The sequence below is a fragment of the Agromyces sp. Root1464 genome (assembly GCF_001427265.1).
Taxonomy (GTDB): Bacteria; Actinomycetota; Actinomycetes; order Actinomycetales; family Microbacteriaceae; genus Agromyces; species Agromyces fucosus.
This window is the reverse complement of the sequence record NZ_LMFU01000002.1, coordinates 757,640-778,749: the sequence shown is the minus strand read 5'-3', so window position 1 is coordinate 778,749 and position 21,110 is coordinate 757,640. Positions and strand designations below refer to the sequence as shown.

Below are 21,110 nucleotides of genomic sequence, written 5' to 3'. Positions count from 1 at the left end.
GAGCTGCTGCCATTATGGGAGTGTGGATGACTCGACCGACCAGGTGCCCGCCGAACCGTCCCGACACCGCGGCGCCGAACAGCAGATGATCGACCGACTCTGGGATTTCGGGAACCCGGCGGCGAGCGAGGAGCGATTCAGGGAGGCCGCTGACGACGACGGCAACTCCGCCCACCTCCGCGCCGTGATGACGACGCAGCTCGCCCGAGCTCTCGGAATCCAGGGCCGCGTCGAAGAGGCGCTCGCGGTGCTCGAGAGCGTCGCAGCAGACGTTCCCGCCGGCGACGGCGGGGCGGATGCCGCTGAGCTCCGGGCTCGGGTGGCGATCGAGCGAGGGCGGCTCGCGGCATCCGCTGGGCGCCCCGCCGACGCGGTGCCCGAACTGACCCGCGGCGTTCGCGAGGCCGCGCTCGCCGGGTCGACGTTCCTCGTGCTCGACGCCCTGCACATGCTGGCGCTGAACGACGCCGGCCACGAGGAGGAGTGGGCGGCCGAGGGGTTCGACGTGCTCGACGGAGTGCGCGACGCCCGTTTGCGTCGCTGGGGCGTCGCCCTGCACAACAACCTCGGATGGACCATGCACGACGCGGGCAGGGCCGAGGCGGCCCTCACGCACTTCGAGCAGGCGGTCGAGGCCGCCGACCGATACGGCACCGCCGAGCAGCGCCACGTCGCCCGATGGTCGGTCGCCCGGTGTCTGCGCAGCCTCGGTCGCACCGACGAGGCGCTCGCGTTGCAGCGGGAGCTCGCAGCGGCCCGACCCGAAGACCCGTACGTGCAGGCGGAGCTCGCCGCGCTGACGGAGGCGCCGCCTACGATCGAGCCATGACCGAGGGGCGCGACACCGAAGGGCGCGACGCGACGACGGCCGGCGAGATCGCGCCGGGCTCGTTCACCCTCGACTCCCGGCTGTCTGGGGCGCTCGGCGGGCGCACCGCGCAGGCGTTCGAGCGCGGGTTCGGGCATCGCACCGTCGGCGACCTGCTCGCGCACTACCCGCGGCGCTACGCCATGCGCGGCGAGCTGACGGCGCTCGCGACCCTGCCGCTCGACGAGAACATCACGATCATCGCCGAGGTGATCGAGGTCGGCGAGCGGTCGATGCGTGCTCGCCGCGGCTCGATCGTCGAGGCGAAGATCACCGACGGCACGGGCGTGCTGACCCTCACGTTCTTCAACCAGCGCTGGCGGGCCGCAGACCTGCGGCCCGGCCGGCGCGGCATCTTCGCCGGCAAGGTGAGCGACTACAAGGGGCAGCGCCAACTCGCGCACCCCGACTACGAGCTGTTCGACGACGCCGCGCCGCTCGAGGCCGGCGACGCGGCGGCCAAGCGCTGGGCCGAGGCGCCGATCCCGATCTACCCGGCGACGAGCACGCTCGCGAGCTGGCAGATCGCCAAGGCCGTCGAGCTCGTGCTCGACGGGCTCGCCCCGCTCGACGATCCGCTCCCGGCGTCGGTGCGCGCGGCGAAGTCGCTCCTCGGCCACCGCGAAGCGCTCGAGCTCGTGCACCGGCCTGAGCGCGACGGCGATTGGAAGCGCGCTCGCGGCACGCTGCGCTTCACCGAGGCGTTCGTGCTGCAGACGGCGCTCCTCGAACGTCGGGCCGAGCTGCGCACGCACACGACCGTCGCGCGCGAGCCCGTGCCCGGTGGGCTCCTCGAGCGGTTCGACGCGGCGCTGCCCTTCACGCTCACGGGCGACCAGCTCGAGGTCGGCGGCGAGATCGCGCACGACCTGGGCGAGCCCGTGCCGATGAACCGCCTCGTGCAGGGCGAGGTCGGCTCGGGCAAGACCGTCGTGGCGCTTCGCGCGATGCTCGCCGTCGCCGATTCGGGCGGCCAGTCGGCGCTCCTCGCGCCCACCGAGGTGCTCGCGGGCCAGCATCTGCGCTCGATCGCGAAGATGCTCGGCCCCGATCTCGCGGCCGAGCTCATGCCGACCCTGCTCACGGGCCAGCTTCCCGTCGCCGAGCGCAAGAAGGCGCTCCTGCGCGCCGCAGCGGGCCAGTCGCGCATCGTCGTCGGCACGCACGCCCTGCTCGGCGACAACGTCTCGTTCGCCGACCTCGGGCTCGTCGTCGTCGACGAGCAGCACCGCTTCGGCGTCGAGCAGCGCGAAGCACTGCGGCTGAAGGGGCAGAGCCCGCCGCACGTGCTCGTGCTCACGGCCACGCCGATTCCCCGCACGGTCGCGATGACGGTGTTCGGCGACCTCGACGTGTCGACGATCCGCGAACTCCCGGCCGGGCGTGCCGGCATCACGTCACAGGTCGTCCCGCTCGCGATCCGGCCGACCTGGCGTCCGCGCATCTGGGAACGCCTCGCCGAAGAGCTCGCGCTCGGCCGGCAGGCGTTCGTCGTCTGCCCCGCCATCGAGGCGAAGGTCGTCGAAGACGAGGGTCCCGCGGGCGCGGCCTCGGCCGCTGCGACCGACGGCGAGGGCCGAGCGGATGCCGCGGCCCCCGTGGCATCCGTCGTCGCCGTGCTGGCGGAGCTCCGCGCCCACCCGCGGTTCGCCGAGACGCGCATCACGCCCCTGCATGGCCGAATGTCGGCCGACGAGAAGGACGCGGCGATGCGCGCCTTCTCGGCCGGCGAGATCGACGTGCTCGTCGCGACCACCGTCATCGAGGTCGGCGTCGATGTGCCGAACGCGAGCGCCATGGTCGTCGTCGACGCCGATCGGTTCGGGGTCTCGCAACTGCACCAGCTGCGCGGCAGGGTCGGCCGCGGGTCCGTGCCCGGGCTCTGCCTGCTCGTCACGTCGGCGGTGCCCGGATCGCTCGCCCTGCAGCGGGTCGAGGCCGTCGCCGCGACGCTCGACGGCTTCGAGCTCGCGCAGGCCGACCTCGAGCTGCGGCAGGAGGGCGACGTACTGGGCGCGGTGCAATCGGGCGGGCGTTCGTCGCTCAAGCTGCTGAAGGTCGCGCGCGACGGCGACCTCATCGCCGAGGCGCGGGAGATGGCGCAGGAGGTGCTCGAGGCCGGCGGCGGACTCGCGTCGCACCCAGCCCTCGCGGCGGCGGTGCGCCGTCGCCTCGACGAGGAGACGAGCGGGTACCTGAGCAAGGGCTGAGACTCTCCACAGCCCCTCGCGCGCGGCCGCGCGGGCAGTACGCTGGTGCGTATGCAGCGGATCGCCGTCGTCCCAGGATCGTTCGACCCCGTCACGCTCGGTCACCTCGACGTCATCGAGCGGGCCGCGGGGCTGTACGACGAGTTGCATGTCGTCGTCGTGCACAACCCCGACAAGTCGGCGTTGCTGCCGATCGCCCAGCGGGTCTCGCTCATCGAGCGGTCGATCGCCGAGGCCGGCATCCGGGGCCGCATCGTCGTGGCGTCGTGGAGCATGGGGCTCCTCGTCGACTACTGCACCGATGTCGGCGCCTCGGTGCTCGTGAAGGGCGTGCGCTCGCAGCTCGACGTCGCCTACGAGACCCCCATGGCGATCGTCAACCGTCACCTCGCGGGCGTCGAGACGGTCTTCCTCCTTCCCGATCCGGCGAACGCGCACGTGTCGAGCTCCCTCGTGCGCCAGGTGTCGGCGCTCGGCGGCGACGTCGCCCCCTACGTGCCGACCGCGGTGTCCGAGTACCTCCAGGCGGCGATGACGCCATGACCGACCAGACGGCTGTCGCGGCGCAGATGGGCATCGACGAGGTCGGTGCGCGTGCGGCATCCATCGTGCAGAACGTCGAGGCGGTCATCGCCGGCAAGCGCGAGGCCGTCACGAGCGCGCTCACCGTGCTGCTCGCCGAGGGCCACCTCCTCATCGAAGACGTACCCGGCGTCGGCAAGACGATGCTCGCCAAGACGCTCGCCCGATCGGTCGACGCGACGGTCAGCCGCATCCAGTTCACCCCCGACCTGCTGCCGAGCGATGTCACCGGCGTCTCGGTGTTCGACCAGGCGAGTCGGCGTTTCGAGTTCAAGCACGGGCCGGTGTTCGCGAACATCGTGATCGGCGACGAGATCAACCGCGCGAGCCCGAAGACGCAGTCGGCGCTGCTCGAGTGCATGGAAGAGCGCCAGGTCACCGCTGACGGCACGACCTACCGGCTCGAGCCGCCGTTCACCGTTGTGGCCACGCAGAACCCTGTCGAGATGGAGGGTACGTACCCGTTGCCCGAGGCGCAGCGCGACCGCTTCATGGCGCGCATCTCCATGGGCTATCCCTCGTCGGCCGACGAGCTGGCGATGCTGTCGACGCGCGAGACGTCGAGCCCGCTCGATGCGCTCGAGCCGGTCGTGAGCCTCACCGAGCTGCGCGGCATGATCGAGGCCGTGCAGCACGTGTTCACGTCGCAGCCGGTCAAGGAGTACGCCGTCGACCTCGCCCGGGCGACGCGTGAAGACCGGCAACTGCGCCTCGGCGCGAGCCCGCGAGCCACGCTGCAGCTGATCCGGGCGGCGAAGGCGCACGCGGCGATGCACGGCCGAGACTTCGTCCTGCCCGACGACGTCGACGCACTCGCCGTGCCCGTGCTCGCGCATCGGCTCGTGCCCACGAGTCGTGCGGTCGGAGCGCACGACCGCGATAGCGGGCCGCTCATCGACGCCATCGTGCGCCGAATCGTGGGGGAGACGCCGATTCCGGTCGGCAGCGCGCGAAGGAACTGACATGTGGCACCCCCGTTCCGTTCGAGTCGCGACCTGGCCGCGACTCACGCGCCGGGGTGCCACGCTCGTCATCGTCGGGGTGCTGCTGCTCGCCGTGTCGCTCTGGTTCGACTCTCGCGACGTGCTCGTGCTCGCCTTCGTCGGCATCGCCATGCCGGCCGTGGCCGCGCTCTTCGTGGCCCTGCGCAAGCCGAGCCTCGCGGTCACGCGGAGGTTCGCCCCACCGGTCGCCGAGGCGGGCGGCTCGACTCTGGTGGCGCTCGTCATCAAGAACCGCTCCCGCCGCACCTTCGACGGGGCGCACTGGCGAGACGGGGTGCCGACGACGCTGACGGCAGCACCCGAAGCGATCCTGCCGGCGATGGGCCCCTACGAATCGATGCTGCCCTCGGGCGACGACACGGTGCGCGTCGAGTACCGGTTGCGGATGCCGCGGCGCGGCGTCTACCCCATCGGACCGCTGCGCGTCGGCATCGCCGACCCGTTCGGTCTCGCGAGGGTCGACCGTGACGTCGGCACCGCCCACGAGGTCGTGGTCACCCCGCGCGTGACTCCGCTCGACACGGCACTCGGCTCGGCAGCGAGCGTCGACGGCGTGCTCAACGGCCTGCAACTCCGCACGCATCCGAACTCCGACGAGCTCATCGCCCGCGAGTACCGCTACGGCGACCCGTTGCGGCGGGTGAACTGGGCGGCGACCGCCCGCCGCGGCGAGCTCATGGTGCGCGAGGAGGAGCAGCGGGGCGACCCCGAGGCTCGCATCATCCTCGACACCGCGCTCGCAGGGCGCGCGCGGCAGGCGGGTCATCGCCGTGACGCCGACGACAGCCCGCACTTCGGCTTCGAACTCGGCGTCGAGGTCGCGGCGTCGATCGGCATGCACCTGCTCGAACACGGATACCGGGTGCGCTGCGATCGCCTCGACGATCCCGAGCGGGGTCTCGCCTCGGGCGAGTCGGGTGCCGGCTACCGCCTGCCCGGCGGCGATCGACTGCTGCTCGAAGACCTCGCGCGGCTCGACGGCCCCGCCGGAGCGGCCGGCGCCCGCACGCAGTCGGCTGCCGGGACCCACTCAGCGGGCTCTCGCGGACGGGACGCCCGCATGCCGGGGTTCGCCGTGCTCGTCGACCCCGACGAGCACGACGCCCGCTCCCTCGTCGCGCTGCGATCGAGCATCGAGCCGGCCGTGGTCTTCGCGACCGAGGGGGTGGCAGGGGGCATCGTCGACCTGCTCGAGAAGGCCGATTGGCGAGTGGTGCGCGTGCGCCGCGCGGCCGAGATCGCGTCGGCGTGGTCGGGCACGACCCGACCCCAGCCCGTTGCGCCGAGTCGCCCGCCCGCCCGCCGCCCGGTGGCACCCGGAGTGCCCGATGCGTCCTGATCCCGCTCCCCTCTCACGAGCCCAGCGGCTCGCCCTCACCGCTGCATCCTTCCTGCTGCTCGCGACCGCCGCGATGGCCCTCGGCCCGCTCATCGCTGGCAGCGGATGGTGGTGGCTGTGCGCGTTCATCGCGGGCGGGGTGCTGTTCGCGGGCACGGGCCTGCGAGCCCTGCGAACGCCGGCCTCGCTCGTGCCGGTGCTCGAACTCGTCGTGCTCCTGCTGCTCCTGACACTCGTGTTCGGCGGAGCCACGAGCATCGCGCTCGTGATCCCGACGCAAGGCACCTTCGAGGCCTTCGGCGAGCTCATGTCGGGCGCGCAGCGCACGATCGAACAGCAGTCGGTGCCGGCCATCCCCGTGCCGCCGCTCCTGTTCGCGCTCGCGCTCGGCATCGGGCTGCTCGCGTTCGTCGTGGACGTGCTCGTCCAGACGCTCCGGGTGCCCGCGCTCGCGGCGGTGCCGGCGCTCGTGCCCGTCGTGGTGCCCGGCTTCATCATCGAGGCGGGTGCCGAGGCGCCGGCGCTCGTGCTCACGGCAGCGGCGTACCTGCTGCTGCTGAGGGTCGACGTGCGTGTGCGACGACGGGCGCGCCTCGCCGCCGGGGCCGAGGGCGAGGATGCCGCGACGATCGTGCCGCCGAACCGGGTGCCCATCGTGTCGACGCTCGGCGCCTCGCTCGGCCTCGCCGCGGTCGGCCTTCTGACCGCGTCGATCCTGGCGGCGTCGACGCCGAGCATCTCATCGAGCCTGCTGCTCGGGTCGCCGAGCCAGGGCACGCTGTTCGGGCGCGGGGTGAGCCCCTTCATCGACCTCGGACGGGATCTCCGTCGTCCCGAGCCGCGCCCGGCGTTCCACTACTTCGCGCGAGACGCCGACCGCCCGTACTTCTCCCTGCTCACCCTCGACGAGTTCGAGGGCGAGGTGTGGGGCGCCGGCAACGAGGCCGTCGACGGCGACAACACGGTCGATGCGATGCCGAGGCCCGACGGCCTCTCCGACGAGGTCGTGACCACGGAGCATCCGATCGAGGTGATCGTCGACGAGGTGCGTACGACGTGGCTCCCCGTGCCCTACCCGACCTCTCGCATCGAGGGCCTCAGCGGTTCCTGGTTCTGGGAGGCTGGCTCGCTGTCGGTGCGCAGCGTCGACACGAACACGGGCGGGCAGCGCTACCGGGCCACCCGCCTCGAGGTGGAGCCCACGGTCGCGCAGTTGCGCGACGCGAGCACCGACGTGCCGGCCGAAATCGAGCCGAACCTCGCGCTGCCCGAGGAGATGCCGCCGATCATCGCCGAGACGGCTGCGGCGGTCACCGCGGGCACCACCTCCCGCTACGACGCGGCGGTGGCGATCCAGTCCTACCTCCGTTCCTCCCAGTTCGACTACTCCACCGAAGCGCCGGTCGCCGAGGGGTACGACGGCGGCGGCTTCGATGTCATCGCGCAGTTCCTCGAGGCCAAGTCGGGGTACTGCGTCCACTTCGCCTCGACGATGGCGGTCCTCGCGCGGGAGATCGGAATCCCCTCGCGCATCTCGCTGGGCTACACGCAGGGTTCTCCGACGCAGGAGCGCGTCGACGGCGTGCAGCGGGTCGAGGTCGACTCGCACGACCTGCACTCGTGGCCCGAACTGTACTTCGAGGGTGTCGGGTGGGTGCCGTTCGAACCGACCCCGGGTCGAGGCACGGTGCCCGGGTACTCGAGGCCCGGCGCGGGCGACGGCACCGGCGCCGCCGCCCCGAGCACGGCGCCGGTGAGCCCGGGAGCGAGTGGCCGTCCCGAGCTCGATCCCGATCGGGGCCTCGCCGGGCAGGCCGGCGGTGCCTCGACGGCGAACACCTGGTGGCAGCGCGGGGTGCCGGTGATGCTCCTCGCCGTGCTCCTGCTGCTCCTCCCGGCGATGCTCCGCGTCGGACAGCGTTGGACGCGTCGCCGGCGCATCGCGAAGGGCGAGCGACCCGCGGATGCCGCGTGGGACGAGGTGATCGCGACCGCCCGCGATCTCGGCGCCGGTGGCGACGACGCCGAGACGGCCCGGGCCTTCGCGGCCACGGTCTCCGAGCGAGCGGCATTCCAGGGAGCCGAGGCGAGGGCAGCGCTGTTCGGGCTCCGTGACGCCGTCGAACGCGAGCGGTACGGACCCGACGATATCGTCGACGTCGCGGACCCGGTTCTGCACGGGCAGCTCGCCGATGTCCGGGCGGCACTCCTGGCCGACGCAGCACCGGTGGTGCGTGCGAGGGCGATGCTCGCGCCGCGATCGCTGTTCGACACCGCACGGCGGGCGTTCGGCGAACGCCCATCCGTCGGCGCGTAGACTCGTCGATCGTGGCCATCAAGTATTCCCCGTTCCGTGTGAACGTCCGCGACCTCGTCAACCGTCCCGGCGAGATGCGCGAGCACCCCTTCTCCGTCGCCGCAGGCGACCAGATGGGCGAGGGGCTGGTCGCCGTCCGCGCCGGTTCCGAGCTCGACATCGACGTTCGGCTCGAGTCGGTGCACGAGGGCATCCTCGTCACCGCAGAGGTCGACGCGGTGGCCGAAGGGGAGTGCGGCAGATGCCTCATCGACATCGCGCTGCCCGTCGAAGTCGAGTTCCAAGAACTCTTCGGGTATCATTCTGGGGAAGCCATCGAGTATGAGGTTCAAGACGACCACGTGGATCTTGAACCACTCATCCGAGATGCGGTAGTGCTGGCACTGCCGTTCCAGCCGGTGTGCCGACCGGATTGCCCGGGACTCGACCTCGAGACCGGGCTCCGACTGGCCGATCATCCGGAACTCGTCACCCCTGAGCACAGCGATCCACGATGGTCCGCGCTCGCAGGGTTCCAGGCTTCCGAAGACAGCGGCCCGGATGACGCATCCGGCGCCGACCAGCAGAGAGAAGAGAGATAGTCATGGCTGTTCCGAAGCGGAAGAAGTCACGCGCCCGAACCCACATGCGCCGCGCGCAGTGGAAGGCCGAGGTCCCCACCCTGGTCAAGACGGTCGAGAACGGCAAGGTCACCTACAGCCTTCCTCACCGTGCCAAGGTCGTCGAGGACTCGGCGGGCACCCCGCTCTTCCTCGAGTACAAGGGCCGCAAGGTCGCCGACGTCTAGTCGGCCCCCGATACCCGAACGACCGGTCGTGACGCGAACGGAGCTCAACGGGGCAGTGGATCAGACGATCGAGGAGCTGCAGCAACGCCTGCAGATCTCGATCGATCCCGCCCTGCTCCAGCTCGCGCTCACGCACCGGTCATTCGCGTACGAGAACGGCGGCATCCCGACCAACGAGCGTCTCGAGTTCCTCGGCGATTCGATCCTCGGGCAAGCCGTGACGGTCAAGCTGTTCCGCGACCACCCCGATCTCGATGAGGGGGAGCTCGCGAAGCGGCGGGCGAGCCTCGTCTCGAGCGTGGCGCTCGCAGAAGTCGGTCGCGCGATCGGCGTCGGTCGGTTCATCCGACTCGGCCGGGGCGAGACCATGACCGGTGGCGCAGACAAGCCGTCGATCCTCGCCGACACGGTCGAAGCCATCATCGGCGCCGTCTACCTCGACGCCGGCGGTGACACCGCCACGGCGCTCGTGCTGCGACTCGTCGCGCCGCTCATGAAAGACCCTGCACGTTTCGGTGCGGCCATGGATCCGAAGACCAGCCTGCAGGAGATCGCGGCTCGTCGCGGCGCGACGGCACCCGTCTACACGGTCGCCGAGAGTGGACCCGACCACAACAAGCACTTCGTCGCCACGGTGACCGTCGGCGACCTCGTCGAGGCGTCGGGCGAGGGTTCGAGCAAGAAGCAGGCCGAGATGGCTGCGGCACTCGAGGCCTGGACCAGGCTCGACTCGCGCTGACGTGCCCGAGCTGCCCGAGGTCGAAGTGGTGCGGGCCGGACTGGCACCAGCGGTCACCGGCGCGATCGTCTCGGCCGTCGAGGTGCTCGAGCCTCGTTCGCTGAAGCGGCACGACGCGGCATCCGGAGGTTTCGAGTCCCTGCTGACGGGCGCCCGCATCGACGCGGCCGTGCGCCGCGGCAAGTTCCTGTGGTTGCCCCTCTCCGCTGATGAACGTCGCGGCGACGAGCGGCGCGACGGCCGGGCCCTCGTCGGCCACCTCGGCATGAGCGGGCAGATGCTGCTGCGCACGCCCGACCATCCCGGCGACGACGCGCATGCCCGGGTGCGACTGCACCTGGAACACCCCGAGCACGGCGAGCTGCGCGTGGACTTCGTCGACCAGCGCATCTTCGGATCCCTCGCGATCGACCGGCTCGTGCCGACGGCCGACGGCGAGATCGCGGGCTTCTCCGACGGCGTCACGGGGGAGTGGGCGCGCCAGATGCCCGCCCAGGTCGTCCACATCGCGCGGGATCCCCTCGACCCGGCGTTCTCGGAGCGGGCCTTCTTCGCGGCGCTCGCCAAGCGCGGCACGGCGATCAAGCGCGTGCTGCTCGATCAGGGCGTCGTGAGCGGCATCGGCAACATCTACGCCGACGAGTCGCTGTGGGCGGTGCGGTTGCACGGCGAGCAGCCCGCGTCGTCGCTGTCGAGGCGGCGTGCCCGCGAACTCCTCGGCGCGGTGCGCGAGGTGCTCGGCAAGGCCCTCGCCGAGGGCGGCACGAGCTTCGATGCGCAATACGTGAACGTCAACGGGGCATCCGGCTACTTCGAGCATTCCCTGAACGCCTACGGGCGAGCGGGCAAGCCCTGCCCTCGCTGCGGCACGCCGATGGTGCGCGAGGCGTTCATGAACCGGGGTTCGCATTTCTGCCCGAGGTGCCAGCGGGTGCGATGAGTACGCCGTGATCGCCGCCCGGCGCGACGGTCAGCGGGTGTGGTAGCGCGCGTACATGAGCCCGTTGTCGAAGGCGCGCTCTTCGACCAGGTCGAGATCGAGTCGCACGCCGTCGGGGAAGAACCGGGTGCCGCCGCCGACGACGCTCGTGGTGATGAAGAGGTGGTACTCGTCCACGAGCCCCGCCGCGATCGCCTGGGCCGCGAGGTTCGGCCCGTCGACGCTGAGGTCGTGATCGGACTCGGCCTTGAGCTCGCGAACCGCGTCGGCGTCGAATGCGCGCTCGATGCGGGTCTTTTCGCTCGACACCGACTCCAGCGTCGTGGAGTACACGATCTTCTGCGCGGCCTTCCACTCGTCGGCGTACTCCAAGATGTACTTCGGCACGTCCGGCTGGGCGTCGACGGTCTCCCAGAAGACCATGGTCTCGTACATGCGCCGGCCGTAGAGGAAGGTGCCGACGTTGCGAAAGGCAATGCCGATGAACGTGTGCACCTCTTCGTCTTCGGCTCCGTTGCCGAGGTCGCCCTCGGCCGCTTCGGCGTACCCGTCGAGCGAGGTGATCATCGAATAGATGAGCTTGCCCATTGCAGCTCCTTTGCCTGAGGTGAGTCGATCGGCTCACCTTTGGCAAGCTAGCAACCCCCGAGTCATGAGTCAAGCGACTCACCTCTCTGGCATACTTGGCGCATGGCCCGTGAGCTCTCCGCATACCATCGTCAGATCGCCGCAGGCAACCGTGCGGCCATCATCGCCGCGGCCACCGCGCTGTTTCTCGAGCACGGGTACGACCGCACCTCGCTCACGCGCGTCGCCGAGGGCGCAGGGGTCTCCAAGGCCACCCTGTTCAAGCAGTTCCCGACGAAAGCCGAACTGTTCGAGGCGATGGTGCTCGCGGCCGGTGACGCGCCTGCTGGAGAGGTCGTCGACCCGCCGATCGGGGACTTCAGCGGGGGATTGACGGCGCTGGGCAACGCGTATGTGGAGTTGTTGAACCGCCCCCGCATGGAGCAGCTGCTCCGCATCCTGATCGGCGAGTCCCAGCGGTTTCCCGAGCTCCGCGAGCGAACCTTCGACTTCGGCACGTTGCCCGTCTTCGCGGCACTCGGGCGCTACCTGCGGGCCGAGGCCGCCGCGGGAACCGCGCACATGGATGACCCGGATGCCGTGGCAGCCCAGTTCCTCGGCATGATCGCGACCGTCGTCTTCTGGCCTCGCCTCATCCACGGCGGTTGGTCGCTCAGTGAGGACGAGACGCGCAACGTGGTGGACGAAGCCGTGCGAACCATCGTCGCGCGGTTCGGCGCAGGTCGGATCAGGCCCGCTGCCACTCCGCGCTCATCCCGCGAAGGGTGAAGCCGAGCGCGATGTTGATCGCGAGCATGTGGTCGTTCTCGTCGGCGTTCCACGTGTAGACGTCGGTGCGCTCCGGCGCGGTCTCGGCGAGGCGCACGAGGTTGCCGAGCTTCATCAGCATGCCGAGGCGATGGCCGCGGTGCGGCCCGAGCACGATCGTGTCCCACTGGAACACCGCCAGCGAGTCCGACGGCAGCGAGAGCTCGGTGTAGCCCGCCACCGATCCATCGGGCGCGATGGCGGCCTGCACGAGCGTCGTGCGACCGCCGGCGAGCGCCCGGGTCTCGCCGGCCCGCACCCGCGTGGCATCCCACACCTCCTCGTCGTACGAGATGCCGCCGGCGGGCGGATCCGTCGCCATCGAGGCGTGGGCCACGGCGAGGGAGTCGAGCAGCTCCTCGGGTGCCCGGTCGGTCCATGCCACGAGCCGATAGCCCGAAGCGTGGGCGTCGCGTTCGGCGAGGCGGTCGTCGAGCAGCGACCGGAACTCCGCCGATCTGCCCGTCACGGTGAGCCCGCTCATGCGTTCGAGCTGACCGAGGCGATATCCGTGACGGGACGCGAACGCCGCTCCGGGATCGGCTGCCGGGATCGAGCCGGTGCCGTCGGGCGCCTCGAGGCGGGGGCCGGCGAGTTCGAGGCCGACGAGCGCGACATCCGAGAACCCGGCGAACACCTGGCGGCCGATGGATCGCGCGTGGCTCTCGGCCCGGCGCAGCAGCTCGCTGCCGATGCTCTGCCGACGCAGGTCGGCGACGACGCCGACGGTGATCTCAGCTGCGCGCGCGCCCTCGCTGCGCTCCCATTGCAGTTCGGCACGGCCGACGCATCGCTCTCCGTCCCAGGCGGCGAACGCCCGGCGCCCGGTGTACCGGTCGTCGAGGAACTCGGGCAGCAGTTCCGGTGCGTCGTAGGAGAACCGCCGGTGCCCCCAGACCGACTCGTCGATCTGCGCCGTCAGCTCGACGTACGCCTCGAACTCCGCGGCCGCGGGAGTGCCGAGTCGCTCGGGGACCGCGACCGGTCGAACGTCGATCGTCATGGATGAGCCTCCTCGCCGCCCCGCGGGCAGCCGATCAGGATATCGGCAGGGCCCCGCGGCGACAAGATCGGATCGCTCGGCGGACGGCGCGCGTGCGCGGCGGGCGGCCCAACCTCGGATACCGTAGACCCCAGCGTTCTCGCGACCAGGAGAGGGTGGGACGTGTACCTGAAGAGCCTGACGCTCAAGGGCTTCAAGTCCTTCGCACAGCCGACGACGTTCGCGTTCGAACCGGGCGTCACCTGCATCGTCGGTCCCAATGGGTCCGGCAAGTCCAACGTCGTCGACGCCCTGGCCTGGGTGATGGGCGAACAGGGCGCCAAGACCCTCCGCGGCGGAAAGATGGAGGACGTCATCTTCGCGGGCACCTCGACCCGCGGGCCGCTCGGCCGGGCCGAGGTGAGCCTCACGATCGACAACAGCGACGGGGCGCTGCCGATCGAGTACACCGAGGTGACGATCTCCCGCACGCTCTTCCGCAACGGCGCGAGCGAGTATGCGATCAACGGCGACAACTGCCGACTGCTCGACGTGCAGGAGCTGCTCAGCGATTCGGGCCTCGGCCGTGAGATGCACGTCATCGTCGGCCAGGGCCAGCTCGACCAGGTGCTGCGGGCGACTCCCGAAGACCGCCGCGGCTTCATCGAGGAGGCCGCCGGCATCCTGAAGCACCGTCGCCGGAAAGAGAAGACGCTTCGCAAGCTCGACGCCATGCAGGCGAACCTCACCCGTCTCTCCGACCTCGCGGGCGAGATCCGGCGGCAGTTGAAGCCGCTCGGCCGCCAGGCCGAGGTCGCTCGCGAGGCCGCGACGATCGCCGCCGTCGTGCGCGACGCCAAGGCGCGACTGCTTGCCGACGAGGTCGTCGGCCTCCGCCGCGCCCTCGACGAGCACGGCAAGAGCGAACACGAGCGCCACGCCGAACGGCTCGTCCTCCAAGACCAGTTGGAACAGCACCAGGCGAAGGTGACCCGCCTCGAGCAGGCGCAGGTCGGCGATGCCGTCGACCGTGCGCGATCGACGACCTTCGCGCTCGAACAGGCGCAGGGGAGCCTCCGCTCGCTCGACTCGCTCGCCCGACAGCGCATCGCCCTGCTCGGCAGTGCAGCAGAGCAGACGGATGTCTCGCCGAGCGTGACCCGCGCGATGATCGACGAGGCGGTGACGGAGCTCACCGGCATCCGAGACAGCGTCGGCACCGCGGCATCCGCTCTCGACGACGCGCACGAGGCGACCATGCGCCGCCGCGCCGAGCTCGACACCGTCGACGAGGGCATCGCCCGCCAGAGCGCCCTCGTCTCGGCCTACGACCTCGAACTCTCCAAGCTCACGGGGCAGGCCGACTCGGCGGCGTCGAAACTCGCCGCCGTGCGCGGTGAGGTGCTGCGCCACGAGAACGCCCTCGAGGCGTCGGCCGAGCGCCGCGCCTCGGCGGCCACCGCGCTCGCCGCAGCCGAGGCGGAGGCCGACAACGGCGAGACCGCCGAGACCGACCTCGACGAGGCCTACGAACTCGCCCAGGGCGCGGTCTTCGAGGCCGAGGCCGAGATCGAGCGCATCCGCGAGGAGCTGCACGGCCGTGAGCGCGAACACGGCGCCCTCGGCGCCCGCACCCAGGCACTCTCCCTCGCCCTCGACCAGAAGGACGGCTCGGCGGCGCTCGCGAAGGCCGGCGTCAGCGGCGTGCGCGGCCTCCTCGCCGAAGCGCTGCAGGTCGAGCCCGGGTACGAACCGGCGATCGCCGCGGCTCTCGGTTCGCTGAGCGACGCGGTGCTCGTCGACGACCGGGCCGCCGCCTTCCGAGCCCTCGAGCACGCCGAGCGCGGCGAACTCGGCCGCGTCGCCCTGGCACTCGCCGATGCCGGCACGCCGCCCGCCGCAGCGGCACCGGTCGCGGGGCTCACCGCGGCATCCGAGGTCGTCACCGCCCCCGCCGGCGTGCTCGGCCTCCTCGCCGAGGTGCTCATCGCCGATGACCTCGCAGCCGCTCGTGACGCCGAGGCTGCGCTCGCGAAGCGTGCGACCCCGGCCACGGTCATCACGAAGGACGGCACCGTCGTCGGCCGCTACGTGCTGCGCGGCGGCTCCGGTCGCAAGCAGAGCCGAATCGAGCTCATCGCCGAACGCGATCGCGCCGCCGCCCGACTCGAGGAGGTGCGCTCCGAGATCGAGCGCGCCCGGTTCGAGCTCACGGAGCAGCGCCAGATCGTCGAGCAGTCGAAGGAGCAGTCGAAGCGCGCGCTAACGGCGCTCCGCGAGTTCGACGCGCAGCTCGCGCAGCGCACTGAGCGACTGAACCGCGCGCGCGTGCAGGCCGAGGCCGCCGACGCCGACTCCGAGCGACTGCGGCAGGCCGCCGCGCTCGCCGAGGAACGCGTCGCCGAGGCCGAGCAGCTCGCGACCGCCGCGAAGGCCGCTCTAGAGGCCGCGCGTGCCGAGCCGCGGCCCGTGCTCGAGACGGCCGCCCGCGACGGCGCGCTCGCCGCGCTCGAGGCGGCTCGCGAGGCCGAGGTCGAGGCGAAGCTGCGGCTCGAGACGGCGAAGGAGCGCGTGCGCGCCGAAGAGGCCCGCATCCGCGCCATGGAGGCCCAGTTCGAGGCGGAGCGACAGGCCGCAGCGGATGCCGCGCGGCGCGCCGTGATCCGTCGCGCGCAGCTCGAGGCGGCCACGCGGGTCGCCGACGTGCTGCCCGAGGCACTCGCGTCGGTCGATGCATCCGTCTCCGAGGCTCGCGTGGCGCTCGGGCGCGCCGAAGCCGAACGCGCGAGCCGCAACGAGGAGCTGCAGGCGGTGCGCCGCGAAGAGGCCGCCGTGCGCGAACGGCTGCAGTCGGTCACCGAAGACGTGCACGGCCTCGAGCTCCGCATCTACGAGAAGAAGCTCCACGTCGGCGGACTCGTCGAGCGTGCCGAGTCGGAACTCGGCCTCACGGAAGACGTGCTCGTCGACGAGTACGGCCCCGACCAGCTCATTCCCGCCGAAGACGAGGAGGGCGAGCCCCGGCCCTTCCGCCGCGAGGAGCAGCAGCGCAGGCTCGCGCAGGCGGAGCGCAAGTTCGCGCAGCTCGGCCGCGTGAACCCGCTCGCACTCGAGGAGTTCGCGGCGCTCGAGCAGCGTCACCTCTTCCTCACCGAGCAGCTCACCGACCTCGCCAACACGCGCAAGGACCTGCTGACGATCATCGAGGAGATCGACGGCAAGATGGAGTCGATCTTCCGCAGCGCCTTCGATGACACGCAGGCGGCGTTCGCCGAGGTCTTCCCGGTCCTCTTCCCGGGCGGCGTCGGCAGCATCACCCTCACCGACCCCGAGAACATGCTCACGACCGGCATCGAGGTCAGCGTGAAGCCCGCGGGCAAGAAGATCGAGCGGCTCTCGCTGCTCTCGGGCGGTGAGCGTTCTCTCGCCGCGGTCGCCCTGCTCATCGCGATCTTCAAGGCCCGCCCCAGCCCGTTCTACATCATGGACGAGGTCGAGGCGGCGCTCGACGACGCGAACCTCGGGCGTCTGCTCACGACCATGGAGTCCCTGCGCGACGACTCCCAGCTCATCGTGATCACCCACCAGAAGCGCACGATGGAGATCGCCGATGCGCTCTACGGCGTCTCGATGCGGCAGGACGGCGTGTCCGCGGTCGTCGGGCAGCGCGTCCGCGAGGAGCGCGAGGCGAAGGCGAGCTGACGGCTGGTCCGTGGTCCGAACCGAACGGATGCCGCGGCATCCGCTTCGCGTGATGTCGCCCGTCTCAGGTGAGGCGACGGTCGTCCGGTTCGACGATGCGGAACCAGCGGTACCCGTAGGCATCGAGGTGCACGTCGATGCGCCCGCGCTCGTCGAGCTCGAACGTGTCGACGGCGAACAGGTCGGAGAGCACCGAATCGGGTGACACCGGTCCGAGCTCGAGCGAGACGACCGTCGGCCTCGGCGCGAAGTTGTGCACCGCCACGAACCGCCCGACATCCGCGGTGATGCGATGCGCGAGCACCGCGTCCTGCCCGCTCGGCAGCACCTCAGGGCGGCCCCAGCCGATCTCGGGGGAGCTGCGGAAGCGCACGGCGAAGCTGCGGATGACACTGAGCAGCGAGTCGGGGTCGTGCATCTGCGCCTCGACGTTCACGTGCTCGGGCGCGTAGCCATCCGTGGGCGGCGCAGCAGCGAGTCGGCGCGGAGCAGCGCGCGAGAAGCCGCCGTTCTTCTCGTCGGTCCACTGCATCGGCGTGCGCACGGTCATCCGGCCGCGCTCGTCACGGTTCTCGCCCATGCCGATCTCCTCGCCGTAGAAGAGCACGGGCGTGCCCGGGAGCGAGAAGAGCAGGCTGTAGACCATGCGGATGCGACGCGGGTCGCCGTCAAGCATGGGCGGGAGCCGGCGCGCGATGCCCCGGTCGTACACTCGCATCCACTCCTCGGGCGCGAACGCGTCGAAGACCTCCTGGCGCTCGGCGTCGCTCAACTTGTCGAGGGTGAGCTCGTCGTGGTTGCGCACGAAGTTCGCCCACTGCGCCTCTGGCTCGAGCACGGGCCGCTTCGCGAGCGACTCCGCGAGGGGGCGCGCGTCCTCGCGCGCGAGTGACAGGTACAGCGCCTGCATGCCGAGGAAGTCGAACTGCATCGTCAGTTCGGGTGGGTCACCGGGTCGGCCGAAGAACTCGAGCTGCTGGTCGTACGGCAGGTTCACCTCGCCCAGGAGGACGGCGTCGCTGGAACGGCGCTGCAGGAAGCGGCGGATGTCGCGGAGGAACTCGTGCGGGTCGCCGATGTCGACGCCCTCCGGCGGCTCGATGAGGAACGGCACGGCATCGACCCGGAACCCCGAGATCCCGAGCTCGAGCCAGTATCCGAGGGTCTTCGCGATCTCGTCGCGCACGGCGCCGTTGGCGATGTTCAGATCGGGCTGGTGCCGGTAGAAGCTGTGCAGGTAGTACTGGCCGGTGCGCTCGTCGAGTTCCCAGACACTGTCCTCCTCGCCGGGGAACACGGTCGCGGCCTGCTTCGCGGGCGGTTCGTCACGCCACACGTAGTAGTCGCGATAGGGGGAGTTGCGGCTGCGTCGTGCCGCGGTGAACCACGGATGCCGGTCGGAGGTGTGGTTCATGACGAAGTCGATGATGACGCGCATGCCGCGGTCCCGGGCCGTACGGGTGAATTCGCCGACATCGCCGAGCGCGCCGAGCCGAGGATCGACGCCGGTGAAGTCCGTGATGTCGTACCCGTCGTCCCGGTCGGGAGTCGGCTGGAAGGGCATGAGCCAGATGCACGTGACGCCGAGCTCGGCGAGGTGGTCGAGGCGGTGCGCGAGGCCCTCGAAGTCGCCGAAGCCGTCGTCGTTCCAGTCCATGTAGGTCTCGACGTCGAGGCAGTACACGACCGCGGTCTTCCACCACAGGTCGCTCCGATCGGTGATCCTCATCGTTCGACCTCCTTGAGCGCGGGCAGCACGTGCTCGCCGAACGCGTCGATGAAGGCGGCCTGCTCGGTGCCGACGTGGTGGAGGTAGATGCGGTCGACCCCGAGTTCGGCGATGGCGACCAGGTGCTCGAGATGCCGGCCCGGGTCGGCGAAGACCGGCAGGGTCTCGGCGACCTGCTCTGCCGAGACCTCCGCGGTGCGCTCGTCGAAGGCCTCCGGCGTGTCGAGCTCCCAGGCGAGGTGCGCGGGAACGAGGCTCTGTCGCCATTGCTCGTGTGCGATCGCCAGCGCCTCATCCTCGGTCGGCGCCCAGCTGAGATGGACCTGCACCGAGACGGGTCCGCGCCCGCCGGCATCGCGATACGCGTCGATGAACGCTCGCAGCTCATCGGGCGACTGGTCGACCGTGATGACGCCGTCGGCCCATGCGGCCGCCTCGCGCGCCGTCTCGATGCTCACCGCAGCTGCGAACAGGGGAGCGCGCGACTCGGGCAGGCTCCAGATGCGCGCTCGGTCGACCCGGATGCGCCCGTCGGCGGAAACCTGTTCGCCCGCGAGCAGTCGACGCATGACGTCGACGGTCTCGACGAGCCGTGCATCGCGCTCGTCCTTCTCGGGCCACCGGTCGCCCGTGATGTGCTCGTTGATCGCCTCGCCGCTGCCGATCGCCGCCCAGAACCGTCCCGGGTACATCTCGGCGAGGGTCGCGATCTTCTGCGCAGCGACCGCCGGGTGGTAGCGCTGACCCGGTGCCGTGACGACGCCGAGCGAGAACCGGGTGGCCTCGAGCGCCGCGGCGAGCCAGCTCCACGCGTAGCCGGAGTGGCCCTGCCGGACGCTCCAGGGTTCGAAGTGGTCGCTGCACATGGCGGCATCGAAGCCCGCCTGCTCGGCGAGCCGGACCGCCTCGAGCAGGCGGCTCGGCGGGAGTTGTTCGTGCGAGGCGTGGAATCCCACGGTCGTCATCCGCACTCCTTCCGTTTCTCCGAGGCTCGCGTTCCCGCTCGCCACGGACAACCCCTTGCGGGGCCCGGCTGGATCGGTGTAGTCGCCTCGCGCTCTAGGCTGGAGGCATGGCAGAACGCGCATCCTGGTCGCTCGGCGCGGCCCTCCGCGGGGTCTTCGGCGCGAAGACGATCGACGAGGACACGTGGGACGACCTCGAGTCCGCACTGATCCGGGCCGACTTCGGACCTTCCGTCACCGAGGAGATCGTCGGGCAGATCCGTGCGCAGGTCGAGCGGTTCAAGACCACCGACCCGAAAGACGTGCAGCGGATGCTCCGCGAGATCGTCGAGGAGCGGCTCTCGAAGTACGACCCCACGTTGAAGCTCACCGAGCGGCCGGCCGTCGTGCTGGTCGTCGGCGTGAACGGCGTCGGCAAGACGACCACCATCGGCAAGTTCGCACGGTTCCTGCGCACCTTCGACCGCACCGTCGTGGTCGGCGCCGCCGACACCTTCCGTGCGGCAGCGGTCGACCAGCTCGCGACGTGGGCCGAACGCGCCGGCGTCGGCATCGTGCGCCCCGAGCGCGAGGGCCAGGACCCGGCGTCCGTCGCCTTCCAGACCGTCGAGCAGGCCAAGCGCGACGGCACCGAGATCGTCATCATCGACACGGCCGGCCGCCTGCACACCAAGGGCGGGCTCATGGACGAGCTCGGCAAGATCAAGCGCGTCGTCGAGAAGCAGGCGCCGATCAGCGAAGTGCTGCTCGTGCTCGACGCGACCACGGGCCAGAACGGCCTCGCGCAGGCCGAGGCCTTCATCGAGCACGGCGGGGTCACCGGCCTCGTGCTCACGAAGCTCGACGGCAGCGCCAAGGGCGGATTCGTGCTCGCGGTGCAGGAGAGGACCGGCCTGCCCATCAAGCTCATCGGTCAGGGCGAGGGCATCGGCGACCTCACGGGATTCACGCCGCACGTCTTCGCGCAGAAGCTCGTCGGCTGAGAAGGAGAACGACATGGCGATCGAACACGACTACTTCGGCCTCATCGGCGACTACTGGTCCGAGCGCAAGGAATACGGCGACCAAGACGTCGAGGTCGTGCTCGACGCCGACTCCGACGACGTCTCGACCGCATCGCTCGACGCGGCGGCGACGATGGTCGGCGAACTCGAGCTCATCGACGACGAGCTGCGCGGCGTCTTCGTCGGTCAGCTCGACTCGGGCTCGAGCCCGGTCTCGCTGTTCCTCCGCTCCGTGCTGAACGGCGACGAGGCGGATGCCGCGGCCGACGCGATCACCCGCGACTCGGGTGACCGCGACATCGATGCCCTGCGCTCACTGAGTCTCGTGCGCGTCGACCTGCGGCCCGACGCCGACGGCGACGGCGAGACGTTCGCCGAATTCGAGTTCGGGCTCGCCCCCGAAGACATCGACTCGCGGCTCGTGGCGTCGATCGACATCCAGCGCGACATGGTGGACCTCCGCTTCGACGCCTGAGCACGCGGAGCCGGTTGACGCGCGACCGGCGAGCTTGCGGCAGAGGCGGCATCCGACCTCAATTAGACTTGG

18 protein-coding genes are annotated in these 21,110 nt (G+C 70.9%); 14 read left to right on the top strand and 4 right to left on the bottom strand.

What is annotated here, in order from left to right; translation table 11 throughout:
• The first annotated feature begins 22 nt into the window (after nucleotides 1–22).
• The 10 genes from ASD23_RS09445 to mutM all read left to right on the top strand — a co-directional run bounded on the left by ASD23_RS09445 (nucleotide 23) and on the right by mutM (nucleotide 10,786).
• Nucleotides 23–829 carry a tetratricopeptide repeat protein gene (locus tag ASD23_RS09445; protein WP_056009722.1) on the top strand — a complete coding sequence of 269 codons (807 nt, stop codon included), beginning with the start codon at nucleotides 23–25 and terminating at the stop codon, nucleotides 827–829.
• Nucleotides 826–3,078: an ATP-dependent DNA helicase RecG gene (locus ASD23_RS09440; protein WP_082571332.1), complete on the top strand. Its 2,253-nt coding sequence runs from the start codon at nucleotides 826–828 to the stop codon at nucleotides 3,076–3,078. Before ASD23_RS09445 ends, ASD23_RS09440 begins: the two co-directional genes overlap by 4 nt.
• Nucleotides 3,079–3,129: 51 nt before the next feature.
• The gene (gene coaD / locus ASD23_RS09435) at nucleotides 3,130–3,621 is read left to right on the top strand and encodes a pantetheine-phosphate adenylyltransferase (protein ID WP_056009720.1); all 492 of its coding nucleotides are present in this window, start codon (nucleotides 3,130–3,132) and stop codon (nucleotides 3,619–3,621) included.
• A complete protein-coding gene (locus ASD23_RS09430) occupies nucleotides 3,618–4,622 on the top strand; it encodes an AAA family ATPase (RefSeq protein WP_056009717.1) in 1,005 nt (334 codons plus the stop codon). The genes coaD and ASD23_RS09430 overlap by 4 nt, the downstream gene beginning before the upstream one ends.
• A gap of 1 nt (nucleotide 4,623) precedes the next feature.
• Entirely contained in the window at nucleotides 4,624–6,003 is a 1,380-nt protein-coding gene (locus tag ASD23_RS09425; RefSeq protein ID WP_056009715.1) for a DUF58 domain-containing protein, read from the top strand.
• Nucleotides 5,993–8,320: a transglutaminase family protein gene (locus tag ASD23_RS09420; protein ID WP_056009713.1), complete on the top strand. Its 2,328-nt coding sequence runs from the start codon at nucleotides 5,993–5,995 to the stop codon at nucleotides 8,318–8,320. The genes ASD23_RS09425 and ASD23_RS09420 overlap by 11 nt, the downstream gene beginning before the upstream one ends.
• A gap of 74 nt (nucleotides 8,321–8,394) precedes the next feature.
• Nucleotides 8,395–8,901 carry a YceD family protein gene (locus tag ASD23_RS09415; protein WP_082571531.1) on the top strand — a complete coding sequence of 169 codons (507 nt, stop codon included), beginning with the start codon at nucleotides 8,395–8,397 and terminating at the stop codon, nucleotides 8,899–8,901.
• A gap of 2 nt (nucleotides 8,902–8,903) precedes the next feature.
• Complete coding sequence (gene rpmF, locus ASD23_RS09410) at nucleotides 8,904–9,107, top strand: 50S ribosomal protein L32 (protein ID WP_022891802.1); 204 nt, start codon at nucleotides 8,904–8,906, stop codon at nucleotides 9,105–9,107.
• 55 nt (nucleotides 9,108–9,162) lie between these two features.
• Nucleotides 9,163–9,846: a ribonuclease III gene (gene rnc, locus ASD23_RS09405; RefSeq protein WP_115957560.1), complete on the top strand. Its 684-nt coding sequence runs from the start codon at nucleotides 9,163–9,165 to the stop codon at nucleotides 9,844–9,846.
• 1 nt (nucleotide 9,847) lies between these two features.
• Complete coding sequence (gene mutM, locus ASD23_RS09400) at nucleotides 9,848–10,786, top strand: bifunctional DNA-formamidopyrimidine glycosylase/DNA-(apurinic or apyrimidinic site) lyase (RefSeq protein ID WP_056009707.1); 939 nt, start codon at nucleotides 9,848–9,850, stop codon at nucleotides 10,784–10,786.
• A gap of 30 nt (nucleotides 10,787–10,816) precedes the next feature.
• Here the strand turns inward: mutM and ASD23_RS09395 are convergent, their stop codons facing one another.
• Nucleotides 10,817–11,374 (bottom strand): dihydrofolate reductase family protein, encoded by a 558-nt coding sequence (locus tag ASD23_RS09395; RefSeq protein ID WP_056009706.1) that lies wholly within the window; start codon nucleotides 11,372–11,374, stop codon nucleotides 10,817–10,819.
• Nucleotides 11,375–11,476: 102 nt separating this feature from the next.
• Between ASD23_RS09395 and ASD23_RS09390 the strand changes: the two genes are divergently transcribed.
• Entirely contained in the window at nucleotides 11,477–12,142 is a 666-nt protein-coding gene (locus ASD23_RS09390) for a TetR/AcrR family transcriptional regulator (RefSeq protein ID WP_056009703.1), read from the top strand.
• On the opposite strand, the gene ASD23_RS09385 is transcribed toward ASD23_RS09390, so the two are convergent.
• On the bottom strand, nucleotides 12,102–13,184 hold the full coding sequence (locus tag ASD23_RS09385) for a GNAT family N-acetyltransferase (RefSeq protein WP_056009701.1): 1,083 nt from the start codon (nucleotides 13,182–13,184) through the stop codon (nucleotides 12,102–12,104). The genes ASD23_RS09390 and ASD23_RS09385 overlap by 41 nt on opposite strands.
• A gap of 162 nt (nucleotides 13,185–13,346) precedes the next feature.
• Here ASD23_RS09385 and smc point away from each other — a divergent pair, with 162 nt between their 5' ends.
• On the top strand, nucleotides 13,347–16,865 hold the full coding sequence (gene smc, locus ASD23_RS09380; RefSeq protein WP_056009698.1) for a chromosome segregation protein SMC: 3,519 nt from the start codon (nucleotides 13,347–13,349) through the stop codon (nucleotides 16,863–16,865).
• A gap of 64 nt (nucleotides 16,866–16,929) precedes the next feature.
• Here smc and ASD23_RS09375 read toward each other — a convergent pair whose 3' ends face one another.
• Together ASD23_RS09375 and ASD23_RS09370 are read right to left on the bottom strand one after the other, a co-directional pair.
• Complete coding sequence (locus tag ASD23_RS09375) at nucleotides 16,930–18,594, bottom strand: alpha-amylase family protein (RefSeq protein WP_056009695.1); 1,665 nt, start codon at nucleotides 18,592–18,594, stop codon at nucleotides 16,930–16,932.
• Nucleotides 18,591–19,559 (bottom strand): TIGR03885 family FMN-dependent LLM class oxidoreductase, encoded by a 969-nt coding sequence (locus tag ASD23_RS09370; RefSeq protein WP_056009692.1) that lies wholly within the window; start codon nucleotides 19,557–19,559, stop codon nucleotides 18,591–18,593. Before ASD23_RS09370 ends, ASD23_RS09375 begins: the two co-directional genes overlap by 4 nt.
• A 107-nt stretch (nucleotides 19,560–19,666) precedes the next feature.
• Between ASD23_RS09370 and ftsY the strand changes: the two genes are divergently transcribed.
• Nucleotides 19,667–20,542 carry a signal recognition particle-docking protein FtsY gene (gene ftsY / locus ASD23_RS09365; RefSeq protein ID WP_056009689.1) on the top strand — a complete coding sequence of 292 codons (876 nt, stop codon included), beginning with the start codon at nucleotides 19,667–19,669 and terminating at the stop codon, nucleotides 20,540–20,542.
• Between the two features lie 13 nt (nucleotides 20,543–20,555).
• Complete coding sequence (locus ASD23_RS09360; protein ID WP_056009686.1) at nucleotides 20,556–21,038, top strand: hypothetical protein; 483 nt, start codon at nucleotides 20,556–20,558, stop codon at nucleotides 21,036–21,038.
• The last annotated feature ends 72 nt before the right edge of the window (nucleotides 21,039–21,110 follow it).